Source organism: Pseudomonas sp. ES4 (assembly GCF_050586665.1).
GTDB lineage: Bacteria > Pseudomonadota > Gammaproteobacteria > Pseudomonadales > Pseudomonadaceae > Aquipseudomonas > Aquipseudomonas frederiksbergensis.
In genome coordinates this window covers 278601-295178 of record NZ_JBOBDO010000003.1, presented here as the reverse complement: position 1 = coordinate 295178, position 16578 = coordinate 278601, and the positions used below count along the sequence as shown (strand labels likewise).

Sequence of the window (16578 nt, the reverse complement as noted above, 5' to 3'; positions counted from 1 at the left end):
GTTTTTCTCTTGTTTTTATTGATCGACAGGTTGAAGTGCTTCAGTCGCAGCGGATTTGCTGCGGGGAGCGGGACGACGGGCGTTCAGCAACACGTGGGTGACCATGCCGAAAATCAGCCCCCAAAAAGCAGCGGACAAACCCAACAACGACATGCCCGAGGCGGTGGTCAGAAAAGTCACCAACGCGGCTTCGCGATCACTCGGCACGGCCATTGCGCCGGCCAACGCCCCGGCAATCGCGGCGAACAGCGCCAGCCCGGCCAGGGCCGCGATCAGTTCTTTGGGGAACGCCGAAAACAGTGAAACCAGGGTGGCGCCGAAAATCCCCAGCACCAGGTAACACAGCCCGCCCACAACCCCGGCCACATAGCGTTTGCCGGGATCTTCATGGGCTTCGCGCCCGGTACAAATCGCCGCGGTGATGGCTGCCAGATTCAGCCCATGGCAACCGAACGGCGCCAACAGCGCCGTGCCCACCGCACTGCTGGCGATGATCGGGCCGGCCGGCGTTGGGTAACCGCTGGCGCGCAGCACCGCCATGCCGGGAACGAACTGGCCGGTCAGCGCCACCATCACCAGCGGCAAGGCGATATTCAGGGTCGCGCTCAGGCTGAACGTAGGTGTGATCCACACCGGCGTGGCCATCCCGATTACCAACGCCTCGCTGTGCAAATCACCGGCGAGAAAAGCCATCGAGCAACCCACCAGCAGCACCATCAACACCGCATACCGCGGCATCAGCCGTTTGCAGACCAGGTAGGTGGCGAACATCGCCAGCACCAGCAACGGCTTGCCCTGCAACGAGATGAACAACCCGGTGCCGAAGCTGAACAGGATCCCCGCCAGCATCGCTGCCGCAATCGCCGCGGGCAGTTTGCCGATGATCCGGTCAAACGCTCCCGAGACCCCGACCAGAAAGATAATCAGGCTACTGACCAGATACGCGCCTACTGCCTCCGGCATGGAGATCCCCGGCAACAGCGCCACCAGCAACGCCGAACCCGGCGCTGACCACGCGATGATCACCGGGACGCGGTAACGCAGGCTCAACCCGATTCCGAGCACGGCGCTGCCGATGGAAATCGCCCAAACCCAGGAAGACAGCACCTCCCGCGAGAGGTGCGCGGTCTCGGCAGCCTGAAAGATGATCACCAACGGGCCTGCGTAGGAAATCACCGTGGCGATAAATCCGGCCACGGCCGCAGACAGGGAAAAGTCCTGGAATAAGCTTTTCATGAAGCCTCGCCGACAGCCCCGTCAGGCGATCCATGGATGCCCGGCAACTTTTGTTGGGCACTGCGCCGACTGCTGATGGCGAACACGGTCATGGCCATCGCGGCCACCGCACCGGGCAAGGCGAATGCCATGAAGTTCAGTTGCAGCGGCAGGCTGATCCCGAGCAAGGCACCGCCCAGCAGCGGTCCGACAATGGCACCGTTGCGCCCGATGCCCGAGGCCCAGCCCAAACCGGTGGAGCGAATGGTCATGGAGTAGAACTGCGCGGCGCAGGCGTACAACAGAATCTGCGAGCCAATGGTGGTGGCGCCGGCAATGGCGATCAGCAGGTACAACAGCGGCATCGGACTGTTGAAGCCCAGCAAGGTGATCGACACCGCTGCCACGGCGAAGAACACCGACAACACCCGCGGCAGGTTGAGTTTGTCTCCCAGCACACCGCCGCCCACCGCGCCGAAAATGGCACCGAAGTTGAGCACCAGCAGGAACGACAGACTCGAGCCCAGGCTGTAACCGGCGTTGGCCATCAGTTTTGGCAGCCAGGAACTCAAGGCGTAGACCATCAGCAAGCAGCAGAAAAACGCCAGCCACAACATCAGCGTGCGCAGCGCACGACCTTCGCGAAACAGTTGCAACACCGGCGTGCCAGTGCCCTTCACTTCGCTCATGTGCAATTGATCGCTGGTTTGCGCGACGTACGCCGGGTCAATTCGCTGCAGGACGTTTCGCGCCTCTTCATTGCGCCCCTGGCGCAGCATGAAACCTACCGACTCGGGCAGGAAGTACATGATCAACGGCAACAACAGCAACGGCAGCACCGCCACATAAAACACCGATTGCCAGCCAAAACTCGGGATCAGCACGATACCGAGCCCCGCCGACAGCATGCCGCCTACCGAATAGCCGCTGAACATGATCGCCACCAGCGTGCTGCGGATTTTCTTCGGCGCGTACTCGTTCATCAGCGCCACGACGTTGGGCATCACCCCGCCAATGCCAAGCCCGGCAATGAACCGGCAGAGGCCAAACTCGGTGGGGTTGCGGGCAAAACCATTGAGCACGGTAAAACCGCTGAACAGCATCACGCAGATCGTGATGGCTTTTTTGCGACCGATCCTGTCCGACAGCGGGCCGAAAAACAGCGCGCCGAACATCATCCCGAACAGTGCATAACTGCCCAGTGCGCCCGCTTGCAGAGGACTGAGCCCCCACTCTTTCATCAGCATCGGCAACACCACGCCGTAGATCACCAAATCGTAACCGTCGAAAATGATGATCAGGGCACACCAGAACAGCACCATCCAGTGAAAGCGATTGAATCGTGCGTTGTCGATAACCGCATGTACGTCGATCTTGCGCATGGCATTTATCTCTTGTTGTTATTTTTTTTAAGAGCGTCGGCAACACGGCTAACGTCCGTACAGCCGAGGGTAGAGGCGCCAGGCGCGGGGCAATATCCGCTTTGCGCAGATCGCTATCCGTTTTGTGCAATGCCCTGAAACGGGCGCGGGATGAGGAGTGTTGCGGGGATGGAGGGCCGCAAATCCGGCAGATCGGAACCTCTGCGATGAACTGCCTTCATTGCAATCACATTTGAACGCTAAGTGCGGACTGATGGATGATTCAGATGTCAGCGTCTGCGCTCACAGGCGCTTTGCGCGGATCAGGGCAGGGCCTTCTCCAGCGCCTCACGCAATTGCGCAGCCGTAGCGAATTCGTACTGCCCCACCAATTGACCGTCCTTGAGCTGCAGCCACAGCACTTTATCCACAGGTCCGGGGTAGCGCGGCGCCACGCGACCATCACGGTCAAGCATCACTCGATAGGGATAATCGCGCATGGCCGGTACAGCAAACATTTTCGCGATCAGTCGAGGCATGCGCTGGATGTCCGCGACAAATACCGCGTGCCGAGCCTCCAGGTAGCCCTTGGGCTGGTCCTGCAGAGCGGCGGCGACCAGTTTGGCGGCGTCCATGCTGCGCGCCACCAGCAACGTCTGAGTCTGGTTATCAAGTGTGAAGGGCTGATCGAACTGATCGAGCAAGGTCCACGGCGCCAGCCGCTCACCCTCCTCCAGTGCTTGCGCCCAAAGAGGCAGAAGACTGAGCAATAACACGGGCCAATATTTCACGTTCCTGTCCTCGTTCGAGCGCATGTGCGTAATGGCCATCAGTCTACACCGCCCGCTCCGAGCGCCCAGTCCGCCTGTTTACCGTTTCACGCTTTCTGCTTGTCGCAAATGAACGCTAAGCTTGGGCCTATGGATGACTCAGATTATTTACGCCTGCTGACCATTGCGGCCGAGCAAGCCAACGCGTTCCTGTCCAATGCCCGCAAATGGGAGCGTGAGCGTTGGGTCTGCCAGCGCCTGCTGCAAGGCCTGAACATTCCCTATCGCGCCGACGAATTCGCCCCGGCCGGGGAGCCGCCGGACGTGCTGTTTCGTGACGCCAGTTTCGAAGTGTTTTTCGTGCTCGATGAGGGCCGACGCCTCAACGACGAATGGCGCGATGAGCTGCAACGCCGGCGCAGTGCGTTTTCCCTGAGTTCGCTGGTGCGCCGCGAGGCCAAGCCCCGGCGCATTCCGGCCAATGAGTTCTTGCTCAGGCTCGCGCCAACCTTGCGCAAAAAAGCGCACAACTACAAAGAACGCGGCATGGACCTGGGCGAACTGGACATCATCGCCTTCGCCAGCCTCAAGCGCGAAGTGCTGGACCTCAACAGCCATTTCCCGCCGCCTACCGAATACCTGCGCCAAGGCTGGCGCTCGTTGTCGCTGGTCGGCCCGACCTTCGTCCGTGTGCTATTCGCGCACCCGGATGCCCCGGATTTTTTGCGCAGCAACCTGGGTCGCAGCATTGTTTTCGACGTCGGGATCAGCCTGTGAGTCCATTGCAGGAGCTGATTGCCGAAGTGCCGCAAACAGGTCGCGTTCGCTGGATCGGCGTGCGGCCGCAATCACGTTCTCAGATGATCGAACTCGATGCCGTGGAAGCGCGGCTTGAAGCCGGATTGACCGGTGATCACGCGCGTCCCGGCGTACGCAATGCGCGGCAGGTAACGCTGATCCAATGGGAGCATCTGGCGGTGATCAACTCACTGATGGGCCGCCCGGCGGATCAACCGGTATTACCTAATGATTTGCGACGCAACCTCGTTATCAGCGGTATCAATCTGTTCAGTCTCAAGGGTCGGCGCTTCAGGATTGGCCAGGCGATTTTCGAAACCACTGGCTGGTGCCAACCCTGCGCCCGTCTCGAGAACAACCTCGGCCCCGGGACTTTTCAGGCCGTTCGCGGACATGGCGGAATCACCGCCCGGGTGTTACAAAGTGGAATCATTCGCCTGGACGATACGGTGAGCGTCGAGCCCATTCCTGCCAGCGGCTATGCTCCGTTCAACGTTCGTTAAATCCGCCTGTAGCTTCTACACATTCAGCAACGTCTACCCCTGACGAGGCCCAATATGACCAGCCGCCTGAACCCAGACGACCAAAAGCATGTCGAAGAGTACCTGCAATTGTCCCAGCACCAAGTCGAGCGCCGGCCTTTCCGGCCGTGGATGCTCCTGGTGGTGGTGTTGGCAGTGACCATTGGTTTAGGCCTGTTGAGCCGATTTATCAGTTACCTGACGCTATGAGCAGCATCGCGCTCGCTCGGTTGACTGCACCGATTTCTTTTAGCCTTGCGAGATATCCCCATGACTCATCGTATTGTCATCGTTGGCGGCGGCGCCGGCGGTCTGGAGTTGGCTACCCGTCTGGGTAAGACTCTGGGCAAGCGCGGCACGGCCAGTGTGATGCTGGTCGACGCGAACCTGACCCACATCTGGAAACCGCTGTTGCACGAGGTGGCGGCAGGTTCCCTGAACTCCTCCGAAGACGAACTCAACTATGTTGCCCAGGCAAAATGGAACCACTTCGAGTTCCAGCTGGGGCGCATGAGCGGGCTTGATCGCGCACAGAAAAAAATCCAGCTGGCCGCTACCTACGACGAAGCCGGCATTGAACTGGTCCCGGCGCGCGAAGTGGGTTACGACTCGCTGGTGATCGCGGTCGGTAGCACCACCAACGATTTCGGGACACAGGGCGCGGCGCAACACTGCCTGTTCCTCGACACCCGCAAACAGGCCGAGCGCTTCCACCAGCAATTGCTCAACCACTACCTGCGCGCCCATGCCGGGCAGACCGACAAGGTCGAGCAGATCAGCGTGGCCATCGTTGGCGCCGGTGCCACCGGGGTCGAACTGGCCGCAGAACTGCACAACGCAGCCCATGAACTGGCGGCATACGGCCTGGACCGGATCAAACCGGAGAACATGCACATCACGCTGATTGAAGCGGGGCCACGGGTACTGCCAGCGCTGCCGGAACGTATCGGCGGCCCTGTGCATAAAACCCTGGAGAAACTCGGGGTCAACGTCATGACCAATGCCGCCGTCAGTGAAGTGACGGCCGACAGCCTGATCACCGCCGATGGCAAAGTCATCAATGCCAGCCTGAAAGTCTGGGCGGCCGGGATTCGTGCACCGGGTTTCCTCAAGGACATCGATGGCCTGGAAACCAACCGGATCAATCAGCTGCACGTGCTGCCGACCCTGCAAACCACCCGCGACGAGAACATCTTCGCCTTCGGTGACTGCGCGGCCTGCCCGCAGCCGGGCACAGACCGCAATGTGCCGCCGCGCGCCCAGGCTGCGCATCAGCAAGCTTCGTTGCTGGCCAAATCGCTGAAACTGCGAATCGAAGGCAAGCCTCTGCCGGCGTACAAATACACCGACTACGGCTCGCTGATCTCGCTATCGCGTTTTTCGGCTGTGGGTAACTTGATGGGCAACCTCACCGGCAGCGTGATGCTGGAAGGCTGGCTGGCGCGGATGTTTTACGTGTCGCTGTATCGCATGCACCAGATGGCGTTGTATGGCGCGTTTCGTACGGCGATGTTGATGTTGGGGAGCAAGATCGGGCGCGGGACTGAGCCACGGCTCAAACTTCACTAACACAATCTAGTGTGGGAGTGAGCCGGCTCCGGGCGGCTCACTCCCACATTTTTACTCACCAGCCTGTAGATCTGTGTCTCACTGTATCTCCCCTGCCGTTTCATCCCCTTCGCTTACAAACTCCCCCTTGCGCGACACAGTAGCGATACACCACGCCCGCTAAATGGCCGCTCCCGAGCAAGGCTACCGCCAGCTACGGTTATCGCCGCATTTGCGTGGCGTCCTTTATCGAACGGTTGTGTCGTGCAACCCAGGAGTATTGAAATGTCCCGTACCACCAAAAACACTATCGGTTTGCTCGGCGCTGTTTTGGCCGGAGGAATGATGTTGTCCGGTTCGGTGTTCGCCGCGCAACCACTGACTCAGGGCTACCTGCTGGCCTCGGCCGAACAGGTCGTGAAGACTCCTGAAGGGAAATGTGGCGAGGGCAAGTGTGGCGATGCCTCGATGGCAAAAACCGACACGGATGACGACGGCAAGGTATCCCGTGCCGAATTCCAGAAAGTTGCGCCGAAATCCAATTTCGACAAGATCGACACCAACCATGACGGCTTCATCGACGAGCAAGAGGCATTCGATAACGTGAAAGCCAACTACGAAGCCAATGGCAAGAAAATGCCAAAAGGCCTGTTCGAGCATTTGAAAGACCAAGACGGCGCCTAATCTGCCGAGTACCAGGCCGCGCTTTTCCGTCGAGAAGCGCGGCTTTTTTGCATCTGGAACATTTTTCGAAGGCAAAAAAAATCCCCGTATCTTTCGATACGAGGATTTTTAATATGGTCGGGGTAAGGGGATTCGAACTCCTGACATCCTGCTCCCAAAGCAGGCGCGCTACCGGACTGCGCTATACCCCGGTAATAAAAAGGCGACCTTTAAAAAGTCGCCTTCTTCGATCAGTGCTTTTGGCCTCTGATCTTAAGATCTGATCCCAGCGTGAACTGGTTTCAAAAATGGTGGGTCGTGTGGGATTCGAACCTACGACCAATTGGTTAAAAGCCAACTGCTCTACCAACTGAGCTAACGACCCAAAAATGGTCGGGGTAAGGGGATTCGAACTCCTGACATCCTGCTCCCAAAGCAGGCGCGCTACCGGACTGCGCTATACCCCGGCTTGAAATTGGCTCCGTGACCAGGACTCGAACCTGGGACCCAATGATTAACAGTCATTTGCTCTACCGACTGAGCTATCACGGAACTACATATTTCAATTTACAACTGTGAAGCTTGCTTCACCTCTTCGACCCGTTCGCATCGCTGCGTTCGTGTGTCTGAGGCGCGCTATTCTACAATCTTAAGCACCTCTGTCAACCCCCTAAATTGCTTTCAAGTTAATGATTTGCAACTTATTTCAGATTCCGGCTTGGGGAGCTGGAACCCTTCAGGGCGACTTACTGCGGGGCGCACTTTACAAGCCTTTTCCTTAGAGTTCAACAGCCTGGCGAAAAAAAGGCCTCGCAATGCGAGGCCTTATCCATTGCACTGCCGTTTAGAGTCAGACGAAAACGATTTCGTCGTTTTCCACAGTGCCTGTTGCGGTGTCGCCTGGCATGAAACGACCGGACAGAATCAGCTGCGCCAGCGGGTTCTCGATCCAGCGCTGAATGGCTCGTTTGAGCGGCCGTGCGCCGTAAACCGGGTCGTAACCCACCGCGATCAGCTTATCCATGGCCTCAGGGCTCAGATCAAGCTTCAACTCGCGCTCGGTCAGGCGACTGCGCAGACGGCCCAACTGGATCTCGGTAATGCCCGCGATCTGATCCCGAGCCAGCGGCTCGAAGATCACCACTTCATCGACCCGGTTGATGAACTCCGGCCGGAAGTGCGTGGAAATTGCGTCCATCACTGCCGCACGCTGAGCCTCACGATCACCGACCAACTCCTGGATCTGCACCGAACCGAGGTTGGAGGTCATTACAATCACGGTATTTTTGAAATCCACCGTGCGGCCATGACTGTCGGTCAGCCGGCCATCCTCCAGCACTTGCAGCAAGATGTTGAAAACGTCCGGGTGGGCCTTCTCGACCTCATCCAGGAGGATCACCGAATAAGGCTTGCGACGCACCGCCTCGGTCAGGTATCCGCCCTCTTCATAGCCTACGTAGCCTGGTGGCGCCCCGATCAGGCGAGCCACGGAATGTTTCTCCATGAACTCGGACATGTCGATCCGCACCATCGCCTCTTCCGTATCAAAGAGGAACTCGGCCAGTGCCTTGCACAGCTCGGTTTTACCGACACCGGTCGGGCCGAGGAACATGAACGAACCGCTCGGGCGATTCGGGTCGGACAAACCGGCGCGGGAGCGCCGCACCGCATTGGAAACGGCAATTACCGCTTCGTCCTGGCCGATCACACGTTGGTGCAACAGGCTTTCCATCTTCATCAGTTTTTCGCGCTCGCCTTCGAGCATTTTCGACACCGGAATACCGGTCCACTTCGACACGACTTCGGCGATCTCTTCTTCAGTCACTTTGCTGCGCAGTAACTGGTTTTCAGTTTTGCCATGTTGGTCGACCATTTGCAGGCTGCGCTCCAGGTCCGGGATGATCCCGTACTGCAACTCCGCCATGCGGTTCAGATCGCCTTTGCGGCGGGCAGCTTCCAGTTCCTGACGGGACTGTTCGATTTTCTGCTGGATCTGCGCAGAACCCTGGACTTCGGCTTTTTCCGCGTTCCAGATTTCCTCCAGGTCCGAGTACTCACGTTCGTGACGGACGATCTCTTCCTGGAGTTTTTCCAGGCGTTTCTTCGCCGCGTCGTCGCTTTCTTTCTTCAGCGCCTGGGATTCCACCTTCAGCTGAATCAGCCGACGCTCCAGACGATCCAGTACTTCCGGCTTGGAGTCGATCTCCATGCGGATGCGGCTGGCCGCTTCGTCGATCAGGTCGATGGCTTTGTCCGGCAGCTGACGATCGGTGATGTAGCGGTGACTGAGCTTGGCCGCAGCGATGATTGCGCCGTCGGTAATCGCCACCTTATGGTGAACCTCATAACGCTCTTTCAGGCCACGCAGAATCGCGATGGTGTCTTCTTCACTCGGCTCATCCACCAAGACTTTCTGGAAGCGCCGCTCAAGGGCCGCATCCTTCTCTATATATTGGCGGTACTCGTTGAGTGTGGTCGCGCCGACGCAGTGCAGCTCACCACGGGCCAACGCTGGCTTGAGCATATTGCCCGCGTCCATCGAGCCTTCGCCTTTACCGGCGCCGACCATGGTGTGCAGTTCGTCGATGAACAGAATGATCTGCCCTTCCTGCTTCGACAGTTCGTTGAGCAGGGATTTGAGGCGTTCTTCGAACTCGCCACGGTACTTAGCACCGGCAATCAGCGACCCCATGTCCAGGGACAGCAGGCGCTTGCCCTTGAGTCCATCTGGCACTTCGCCGTTGATGATGCGCTGGGCCAGGCCTTCGGCGATGGCGGTTTTACCCACGCCAGGCTCACCGATCAGCACCGGGTTGTTCTTGGTGCGGCGTTGCAGGACTTGAATGGTCCGGCGAATTTCGTCGTCACGGCCGATCACCGGATCGAGCTTGCCTTCTTCGGCACGCTTGGTCAGGTCGACGGTGTATTTATCCAGCGCCTGGCGCGATTCTTCATGGTTGGCGTCATTGACGGCCTCACCACCACGCAGGTTGGTGATCGCGTTTTCCAGGGCTTTCTTGCTGACGCCCTGACCGAGCAACAATTTGCCAAGCTTGCTGTTCTCGTCCATGGCGGCGAGCAACACCAACTCGCTGGAGATGAACTGGTCGCCCTTCTGCTGGGCCAGGCGGTCGGCCTGGTTGAGCAGACGCGCCAGATCCTGCGACATGTTGACGTCGCCGGTCGGGTTCTGGATTTTTGGTAGTTGATCGAGCTCTTTGGTCAGCTCTTTGCGCAGGCTGTTGACGTCGAAGCCAACCTGCATCAACAGGGGTTTGATCGAACCACCCTGCTGTTCAAGCATGGCTTGCATCAAGTGCGCCGGCTCAATGCCCGGATGATCGAGGCCGACGGCCAGGGATTGGGCGTCGGACAAGGCTAACTGCAACTTGCTGGTTAAACGGTCTATACGCATGGGTCACCTTCCTTTTGAGCAGGCCGGACCTATGAAACATCCTGAATGAAGAAACCTGCCAGATATCACTTAGATGTGGTCGATTCTGGGAGATTCAAGCGTCGCGATGTTGATGTAGATCAGAGAAGTCTAGCGTTCGAGCCAGACCAAGGAGGCAAACCGACCGGTGCGCGGGCTGCGGCGGTAGGAAAAGAAGCGAGGATCGGTCACGGTGCAGAAACCGCCGCCATAAACAGCGGTAACCCCGCGAGTGGCCAGGCGCAAACGCGCCAGCTCATAGATGTCGGCCATGAATTTGCCAGCATTTTGACTCGGCACAAAGGCTTTGGCGGCTTCGGGCAATTGTTCGACGAAGATTTCGCGCACTTCCGGGCCGACTTCAAAGGCTTGCGGACCGATGGCGGGGCCGAGCCAGACCAGCACTTCTTCTGGCGGCACGGCCAGGCTGTCGAGGGTTGCTTCCAGCACACCCGCCGCCAACCCGCGCCATCCGGCATGAGCCGCCGCTACGCGAGTACCGACACGGTCACAGAACAGCGCCGGCAGGCAATCCGCGGTCATTGCCGTGCAGGCAATACCGGGCGTTGCCGTCCAGCTGGCATCGGCAGTGGCCGTAAGGCTTGGGTCTGCGTGGGCCACGGCAATGCCGTGAACCTGCTTTAACCAGGCCGGCTGAATAGAGAAATGATCGGTGAGGCGACGGCGGTTTTCGGCAACAGTTTCGGGGCTGTCATCGACGTGATCGCCGAGATTGAGGCTGTCGAACGGCGCCAGACTGACGCCGCCCGCACGGGTGGTAACGCAGGCTTTCACCCCGGCAGGCGCAGGCCAGTCGGGAATCAGCCAGTCACTCATCCGATGAACGCCTCGCGGTCTTGCTTGAGCAGCGTCAGCAACCAGACGAAATCGTCCGGCAGTGGCGATTCCCAGCTCATGCGTTTACCGGTGGTCGGGTGATCCAGTTCCAGGAACCGCGCATGCAGTGCCTGACGCGGGAACGCCTTCAACGATTCGACCATGGTCACACTGGCTGCCGGCGGAATGCGGAAACGACCGCCGTAGGCAGGATCTCCGACCAACGGGTAGTTGATGTGGGCCATGTGCACACGAATCTGGTGCGTACGACCGGTTTCCAGCTTCACCCGCACGTGCGTGTGGGAGCGGAAACGCTCGAGCACGCGGTAATGACTGACGGCCTGCTTGCCACCTTCCATCACGGCCATGCGCTGGCGTTGCTGACCGTGACGACCGATCGGCGCGTTGATCTTGCCGCCGGCAGTCACCACACCGATCACGATGCACTCGTAGATCCGGCTTACGCTGCGGCTCTGCAATTGCGTGACAAGCTGTGTCTGCGCCTGAATGGTCTTGGCCACCACCATCAGACCGGTGGTGTCCTTGTCCAGGCGATGCACGATACCGGCGCGGGGCACATTGATGATGTCCGGCACGTGGTGCAGCAAGGCGTTGAGCAAGGTGCCATCAGCGTGACCGGCGGCAGGATGCACCACCAGGCCCGCGGGTTTGTTGATCACCAGGATGTCGTCGTCTTCATAGACGATGTCCAGCTCGATGTCTTGAGCGATCCATTCGCCCTGAGCTTCCTGCTCGGCAGTGAGTTCAAGAATGGCACCACCGTGAACAATGTCTCGCGGGCGGATAACCGCCCCATCCACAGTCAGGCGGCCGTCTTTGATCCAGGCGGAAAGGCGCGAGCGCGAGTGCTCAGCGAATAATTGTGCGGCGACTTGATCGAGGCGTTGGCCGCCCAATTCGGACGGCACCTCTGCGCGAAGTTCAATTTTATCGGACATGCTCAGACTAGGCGTCGGCACAGCCTTTGGTTTCGGCTGCGCGCTTGTGGTTAAATACGGCGTCTTTTGCCCCGAGGCTATTCAACGGGGCGCTCATCATAACAGGACGGCCTCGCCCAAGACAGCGGCCGTCATAGGGACGCAAGCCGCCATGCAAGTGAAACACCTGCTGCTGATCGCCATCCTCGCATTGACCGCTGCTTGCTCATCGAAGGAAGTCGTAGACGAAAACCTGAGCGAGGTCGAGCTGTACCAGCAGGCTCAGCACGATCTGGACAACAATAGCTACACCGCCGCCACAGCCAAGCTGAAGGCGCTGGAGTCGCGTTATCCGTTCGGTCGCTACGCCGATCAGGCTCAACTCGAGCTCATCTACGCCAACTACAAGAACACCGAGCCTGAAGCAGCGAAGTCCGCCGCCGAGCGCTTCATTCGCCTGCACCCGCAGCACCCGAACGTGGATTACGCGTATTACCTCAAGGGTCTGACTTCCTTCGACCAGGACGTCGGCCTGTTGTCGCGCTTCCTGCCGCTGGACATGACCAAGCGTGACCCGGGCGCTGCCCGCGACTCCTACAACGAGTTCGCCCAGCTGACCAGCCGCTTCCCCAACAGCCGCTACTCGCCTGACGCCAAGCAGCGCATGATCTACCTGCGCAACCTGCTGGCAGCCTACGAGATTCACGTTGCCGACTACTACCTGACCCGTCAGGCCTATGTCGCCGCCGCGAACCGTGGTCGCTACGTGGTGGAAAACTTCCAGGAAACCCCTTCGGTCGGTGACGGCCTGGCGGTGATGACAGAGGCCTACCAGCGTCTGCACCTGGATGACCTGGCTGCCACCAGCCTCGAAACCCTGAAGCTCAACTACCCGAACCATCCAAGCCTGGTCGACGGTCAGTTCCAGCCTTCGGTGGCCGAAGCCGACAACCGCTCGTGGTTGAGCAAGGCGACCCTGGGCCTGATCGAGTCCCGTCCACCGCTGCCGCCGGGCGAAACCCGCGCCAACCAGGACGTGCAGAGACAGTTCCAGGACGCCAAGGACTCGATTCCGAACGAGCTCAAGCCTAGAGATGAAAACGGCGACGTGATCGAAGAAGAGGAACACGAGTCCGAAGCCAATAACAGCGATCGCTCGTGGTTCAGCTACATGACCTTCGGCGTGTTTGACTGACACATCGGGCGGTACGAAAAGGAGCCTTTCGAGGCTCCTTTTTTATGGACTCGATGATTACGCTGTGCGCTGGTCATGTCCTTGGCTAAACTGGTTCATCACTCGTCGAATAGCAGCTCATCATGCTTCGTTTACTGTTCTGGATCGCCCTGATTGCCGCTGCGGTATGGTTATGGCGCAAGTTCAAGGGCCAGGCTTCCGTGCCCAAGTCATCTGCCGAGCTGGAAGCGGCGCCCATGGTCCGCTGTGCCCATTGCGGCGTACACCTGCCACGCGACCGCGCGCTGAGCCTTCAACAACAGTGGTATTGCAGCCAGGCTCATCTTGAGCAAGGCCCGGGCTCCAGTGATCGCTGAGACCTCCAGTCCCGGCAGCAAACAGGCCCAGCGACTGCTGCGCCTCTATCACCTCTACCGTTTGAGCATCGGCATCACCCTGGTGCTGTTGATCGCCAGCAACATGGACAACCAGTTGCTGACGTTCAGCAATGACGACCTGCTGCGCAGTGGCAGCTGGTTTTACCTGGTGCTGAACATCCTGCTGGTGGTATTCCTCGGGAACACCCGGCGCCCGGCGCAACTGTTCAGCCTGGCGCTGACCGACGTCCTGCTGCTGTGCGGTCTGTTCTACGCCGCCGGCGGTGTGGCCAGCGCCATCGGCAACTTGCTGATCGTATCGGTCGCCATCAGCAACACCTTGTTGCGAGGGCGCATCGGGCTGCTGATTGCCGCCGTTGGCGCGCTCGGCATTGTCGGGCTGAGCTTCCTCCTCAGTTTCAGCCATCCCGCCACCCCCAACGATTACCTGCAAGTCGGCACGCTCGGCGCCTTGTGTTTTGCTGCGGCATTGCTGGTGCAAGGGCTGATCCGACGCCTGGAGGTCAGCGAAACCCTCGCCGAACAACGGGCCAGCGAAGTCGTCAGTCTCGAAGCCCTCAACGCCCTGATCCTGCAACGCATGCGTACCGGCATCCTGGTTCTCGACGACAAGCGGCGCGTTCAACTGGCCAACCACAGCGCCTTGAACCTGTTAGGCAGGGAAAATCTCGCAGGCCAACTGATCGACGACTACTTGCCCAGCCTGGTCGAACGCCTGCAACTGTGGCTCAACAATCCAACGCTGCGTCCCCAGAGCCTGAAAGTCGCCAGCAGTGGTCTGGAGCTGCAACCGAGCTTCATTGCCCTGGACCAAAGCCCGCACCACCAGACTCTGGTCTTTCTCGAAGACCTCGCGCAAATCGCTCAACAAGCCCAGCAGTTGAAGCTAGCCGCCCTTGGTCGCCTGACCGCCGGTATCGCCCATGAAATCCGCAATCCACTGGGCGCCGTTAGTCATGCCGCGCAGCTATTGCAGGAATCAGAGGAACTGAACAGCGCGGATCGACGTCTGACCCAGATTATTCAAGACCACTCTCAGCGAATGAATCGGGTAATCGAAAACGTCCTGCAACTGTCCCGCCGCCAGCAAACCGTAGCGCAGCGGCTTGATCTGAAGCCGTGGCTGGAACAGTTCGTCAACGAAACCCGCGCGAGGGCGATTGAGCATCAGCAGATTCACCTGCGCATCGGCTCAGGAGACTTCAAAACCCTGATGGATCCAGACCAGTTGACTCAGATTCTCGACAATCTGTTGCGCAATGCCTGGCGCCATAGCGCCTTGAATCACGATCAGGCACAGGCTTGGCTCGAGCTGTTCGTCGACCCGGACAGCCAGCTGCCGGTCCTCGAGATCCTGGACGATGGCCCCGGCGTGGCACCGGAGCATCAGGTGCACTTGTTTGAACCGTTCTTCACCACCAGCACCCAAGGCACCGGCCTGGGGCTTTATCTGTCCCGTGAGCTGTGCGAAAGCAATCAGGCCCGCCTAGACTTCAAACCACGCCAAGACGGCGGCTGCTTTCGCATCACTTTCGCTCACGGACGGAAACAAGGTTGAACATGAGCCCACGGCAAAAAGTCCTGATCGTCGATGACGAGCCGGATATCCGCGAATTGCTGGAAATCACCCTGGGACGGATGAAACTCGACACGTTCAGTGCCCGCAACCTCGGCGAAGCCCAGGCCCTGCTGTCGCGAGAGACGTTCGACTTGTGCCTCACCGACATGCGTTTGCCGGACGGCACCGGCCTTGAGCTGGTGCAACACATTCAGCAACGCCACCCAAACGTACCGGTGGCAATGATCACCGCTTATGGCAGCCTGGAAACGGCGATCAACGCCCTCAAGGCCGGTGCCTTTGACTTCCTGACCAAACCGGTGGACCTCACTCGCTTGCGGGAACTGGTCAGCAGCGCGCTTCGGTTGCCTGCGCCGGGCGGCACCGGCATCGCCATCGATCGCCGGCTGCTGGGTGATTCACCGCCCATGCGCGCCTTGCGCAAACACATCGATAAACTGGCCCGCAGCCAGGCGCCGGTGTACATCAGCGGCGAATCCGGCAGCGGCAAGGAATTGGTCGCGCGACTGATCCATGAGCAAGGGCCGCGCGCCAGCCGACCGTTTATCCCGGTCAATTGCGGGGCGATTCCGTCGGAATTGATGGAGAGCGAGTTTTTCGGGCATCGCAAAGGCAGCTTCAGCGGCGCCATCGAAGACAAACCCGGACTGTTCCAGGCGGCCCATGGCGGCACCCTGTTCCTCGACGAAGTGGCTGATTTGCCGCTGGCGATGCAGGTCAAACTGCTACGGGCTATACAGGAAAAAGCCGTTCGCGGTGTCGGTGAGCAACAGGAAACCGTGGTCGATGTGCGTATCCTGTGCGCCACTCACAAAGACCTCGACGCCGAAGTCGCCGCCGAACGCTTTCGCCAGGATTTGTACTACCGATTGAACGTGATCGAACTACGAGTGCCGTCCTTGCGCGAACGCCGTGACGACATTGAATCCCTTGCCAGCCATGTGCTCAAACGCCTGGCCATCAGCACCGGCCAACCCGCCGCAAAACTCCACCCCCAAGCCCTCGACGCGCTGAAAAGCTATCGTTTCCCCGGCAATGTGCGGGAACTGGAGAACGTGCTCGAACGGGCGCACACGTTGTGCGAAAACAAACAAATTGAAACCAGCGACCTGCGACTGGCCGAAGGCAACTGCAACCCGGAAGGCGGTGTGCCGGACCTGACGCAGATCGACAATCTGGAAGACTACCTGGAAAACATCGAACGCAACCTTATCCTCCAGGCCCTGGAAGAAACCCGCTGGAACCGCACGGCGGCGGCTCAGCGGTTGAATCTTTCATTCCGGTCGATGCGTTACAGGCTCAAAAAATTCGGGTTGGATTGAAGGCGACCTGACAGGCGCCGA

The 16578-nt window shown here is 59.3% G+C and carries 15 protein-coding genes and 4 tRNA genes; 9 read left to right on the top strand and 10 right to left on the bottom strand.

The features are described 5' to 3' along the window. Nucleotides 1–15 precede the first annotated feature (15 nt). The 3 genes from ACQ4OB_RS05670 to ACQ4OB_RS05660 all read right to left on the bottom strand — a co-directional run bounded on the left by ACQ4OB_RS05670 (nt 16) and on the right by ACQ4OB_RS05660 (nt 3367). Nucleotides 16–1236, bottom strand: coding sequence for a benzoate/H(+) symporter BenE family transporter (locus tag ACQ4OB_RS05670; RefSeq protein WP_074870985.1), 1221 nt, complete (start codon nt 1234–1236; stop codon nt 16–18). Further along, the gene (locus ACQ4OB_RS05665; protein WP_430955259.1) at nt 1233–2597 is read right to left on the bottom strand and encodes an aromatic acid/H+ symport family MFS transporter; all 1365 of its coding nucleotides are present in this window, start codon (nt 2595–2597) and stop codon (nt 1233–1235) included. Before ACQ4OB_RS05665 ends, ACQ4OB_RS05670 begins: the two co-directional genes overlap by 4 nt. Before the next feature lie 302 nt (nt 2598–2899). Continuing rightward, nucleotides 2900–3367: an FAD/FMN-containing dehydrogenase gene (locus ACQ4OB_RS05660; protein WP_074880350.1), complete on the bottom strand. Its 468-nt coding sequence runs from the start codon at nt 3365–3367 to the stop codon at nt 2900–2902. A gap of 129 nt (nt 3368–3496) precedes the next feature. On the opposite strand from ACQ4OB_RS05660, the gene ACQ4OB_RS05655 reads away from it, so the two are divergent. The 5 genes from ACQ4OB_RS05655 (at nt 3497) to ACQ4OB_RS05635 (ending at nt 6897) form a co-directional block, all read left to right on the top strand. Then, entirely contained in the window at nt 3497–4123 is a 627-nt protein-coding gene (locus tag ACQ4OB_RS05655; RefSeq protein WP_074870989.1) for a DUF1780 domain-containing protein, read from the top strand. Then, entirely contained in the window at nt 4120–4647 is a 528-nt protein-coding gene (locus tag ACQ4OB_RS05650) for an MOSC domain-containing protein (RefSeq protein WP_074870991.1), read from the top strand. The genes ACQ4OB_RS05655 and ACQ4OB_RS05650 overlap by 4 nt, the downstream gene beginning before the upstream one ends. Before the next feature lie 54 nt (nt 4648–4701). Next, nucleotides 4702–4875 (top strand): DUF3094 domain-containing protein, encoded by a 174-nt coding sequence (locus ACQ4OB_RS05645; RefSeq protein ID WP_074870992.1) that lies wholly within the window; start codon nt 4702–4704, stop codon nt 4873–4875. Nucleotides 4876–4935: 60 nt separating this feature from the next. Continuing rightward, the gene (locus ACQ4OB_RS05640) at nt 4936–6234 is read left to right on the top strand and encodes an NAD(P)/FAD-dependent oxidoreductase (RefSeq protein ID WP_074870994.1); all 1299 of its coding nucleotides are present in this window, start codon (nt 4936–4938) and stop codon (nt 6232–6234) included. A 264-nt stretch (nt 6235–6498) separates the two neighbouring features. Beyond that, nucleotides 6499–6897: an HvfA family oxazolone/thioamide-modified RiPP metallophore gene (locus ACQ4OB_RS05635; protein ID WP_074870996.1), complete on the top strand. Its 399-nt coding sequence runs from the start codon at nt 6499–6501 to the stop codon at nt 6895–6897. A 114-nt stretch (nt 6898–7011) separates the two neighbouring features. Here ACQ4OB_RS05635 and ACQ4OB_RS05630 read toward each other — a convergent pair. From ACQ4OB_RS05630 to rluD, 7 genes are all read right to left on the bottom strand, one after another. Beyond that, nucleotides 7012–7088, bottom strand: a tRNA-Pro gene (locus ACQ4OB_RS05630). A 97-nt stretch (nt 7089–7185) separates the two neighbouring features. Continuing rightward, nucleotides 7186–7261, bottom strand: a tRNA-Lys gene (locus ACQ4OB_RS05625). Nucleotides 7262–7266: 5 nt separating this feature from the next. Next, nucleotides 7267–7343, bottom strand: a tRNA-Pro gene (locus ACQ4OB_RS05620). A 9-nt stretch (nt 7344–7352) separates the two neighbouring features. Beyond that, nucleotides 7353–7428: transfer RNA gene (locus tag ACQ4OB_RS05615), tRNA-Asn, on the bottom strand. A 298-nt stretch (nt 7429–7726) separates the two neighbouring features. Continuing rightward, nucleotides 7727–10291 carry an ATP-dependent chaperone ClpB gene (clpB, locus tag ACQ4OB_RS05610; protein ID WP_074870998.1) on the bottom strand — a complete coding sequence of 855 codons (2565 nt, stop codon included), beginning with the start codon at nt 10289–10291 and terminating at the stop codon, nt 7727–7729. A gap of 129 nt (nt 10292–10420) precedes the next feature. Then, nucleotides 10421–11146 carry a peptidoglycan editing factor PgeF gene (gene pgeF / locus ACQ4OB_RS05605; RefSeq protein ID WP_430955258.1) on the bottom strand — a complete coding sequence of 242 codons (726 nt, stop codon included), beginning with the start codon at nt 11144–11146 and terminating at the stop codon, nt 10421–10423. After that, a complete protein-coding gene (rluD, locus tag ACQ4OB_RS05600) occupies nt 11143–12105 on the bottom strand; it encodes a 23S rRNA pseudouridine(1911/1915/1917) synthase RluD (protein ID WP_007942311.1) in 963 nt (320 codons plus the stop codon). Before rluD ends, pgeF begins: the two co-directional genes overlap by 4 nt. 151 nt (nt 12106–12256) lie before the next feature. Here rluD and ACQ4OB_RS05595 point away from each other — a divergent pair, with 151 nt between their 5' ends. From ACQ4OB_RS05595 to ACQ4OB_RS05580, 4 genes are all read left to right on the top strand, one after another. Beyond that, nucleotides 12257–13279: an outer membrane protein assembly factor BamD gene (locus ACQ4OB_RS05595; protein WP_074871002.1), complete on the top strand. Its 1023-nt coding sequence runs from the start codon at nt 12257–12259 to the stop codon at nt 13277–13279. A gap of 122 nt (nt 13280–13401) precedes the next feature. Next, nucleotides 13402–13635, top strand: a complete 234-nt coding sequence (locus ACQ4OB_RS05590) for a PP0621 family protein (RefSeq protein WP_074871005.1) — start codon at nt 13402–13404, stop codon at nt 13633–13635. Then, entirely contained in the window at nt 13625–15214 is a 1590-nt protein-coding gene (locus tag ACQ4OB_RS05585; RefSeq protein ID WP_430955257.1) for a sensor histidine kinase, read from the top strand. Before ACQ4OB_RS05590 ends, ACQ4OB_RS05585 begins: the two co-directional genes overlap by 11 nt. A 2-nt stretch (nt 15215–15216) precedes the next feature. After that, nucleotides 15217–16557 carry a sigma-54-dependent transcriptional regulator gene (locus ACQ4OB_RS05580; RefSeq protein ID WP_430955256.1) on the top strand — a complete coding sequence of 447 codons (1341 nt, stop codon included), beginning with the start codon at nt 15217–15219 and terminating at the stop codon, nt 16555–16557. Nucleotides 16558–16578: the final 21 nt, after the last annotated feature.

Excerpts from the sequence above, each read along its gene's own strand:
- ACQ4OB_RS05670 (WP_074870985.1), bottom strand. The coding sequence starts at position 1,236 with ATGAAAAGCTTATTCCAGGACTTTTCCCTGTCTGCGGCCGTGGCCGGA.
- ACQ4OB_RS05665 (WP_430955259.1), bottom strand. The coding sequence starts at position 2,597 with ATGCGCAAGATCGACGTACATGCGGTTATCGACAACGCACGATTCAAT.
- ACQ4OB_RS05655 (WP_074870989.1), top strand. The coding sequence starts at position 3,497 with ATGGATGACTCAGATTATTTACGCCTGCTGACCATTGCGGCCGAGCAA.
- ACQ4OB_RS05645 (WP_074870992.1), top strand. The coding sequence starts at position 4,702 with ATGACCAGCCGCCTGAACCCAGACGACCAAAAGCATGTCGAAGAGTAC.
- ACQ4OB_RS05640 (WP_074870994.1), top strand. The coding sequence starts at position 4,936 with ATGACTCATCGTATTGTCATCGTTGGCGGCGGCGCCGGCGGTCTGGAG.
- ACQ4OB_RS05635 (WP_074870996.1), top strand. The coding sequence starts at position 6,499 with ATGTCCCGTACCACCAAAAACACTATCGGTTTGCTCGGCGCTGTTTTG.
- clpB (WP_074870998.1), bottom strand. The coding sequence starts at position 10,291 with ATGCGTATAGACCGTTTAACCAGCAAGTTGCAGTTAGCCTTGTCCGAC.
- pgeF (WP_430955258.1), bottom strand. The coding sequence starts at position 11,146 with ATGAGTGACTGGCTGATTCCCGACTGGCCTGCGCCTGCCGGGGTGAAA.
- rluD (WP_007942311.1), bottom strand. The coding sequence starts at position 12,105 with ATGTCCGATAAAATTGAACTTCGCGCAGAGGTGCCGTCCGAATTGGGC.
- ACQ4OB_RS05595 (WP_074871002.1), top strand. The coding sequence starts at position 12,257 with ATGCAAGTGAAACACCTGCTGCTGATCGCCATCCTCGCATTGACCGCT.
- ACQ4OB_RS05590 (WP_074871005.1), top strand. The coding sequence starts at position 13,402 with ATGCTTCGTTTACTGTTCTGGATCGCCCTGATTGCCGCTGCGGTATGG.
- ACQ4OB_RS05580 (WP_430955256.1), top strand. The coding sequence starts at position 15,217 with ATGAGCCCACGGCAAAAAGTCCTGATCGTCGATGACGAGCCGGATATC.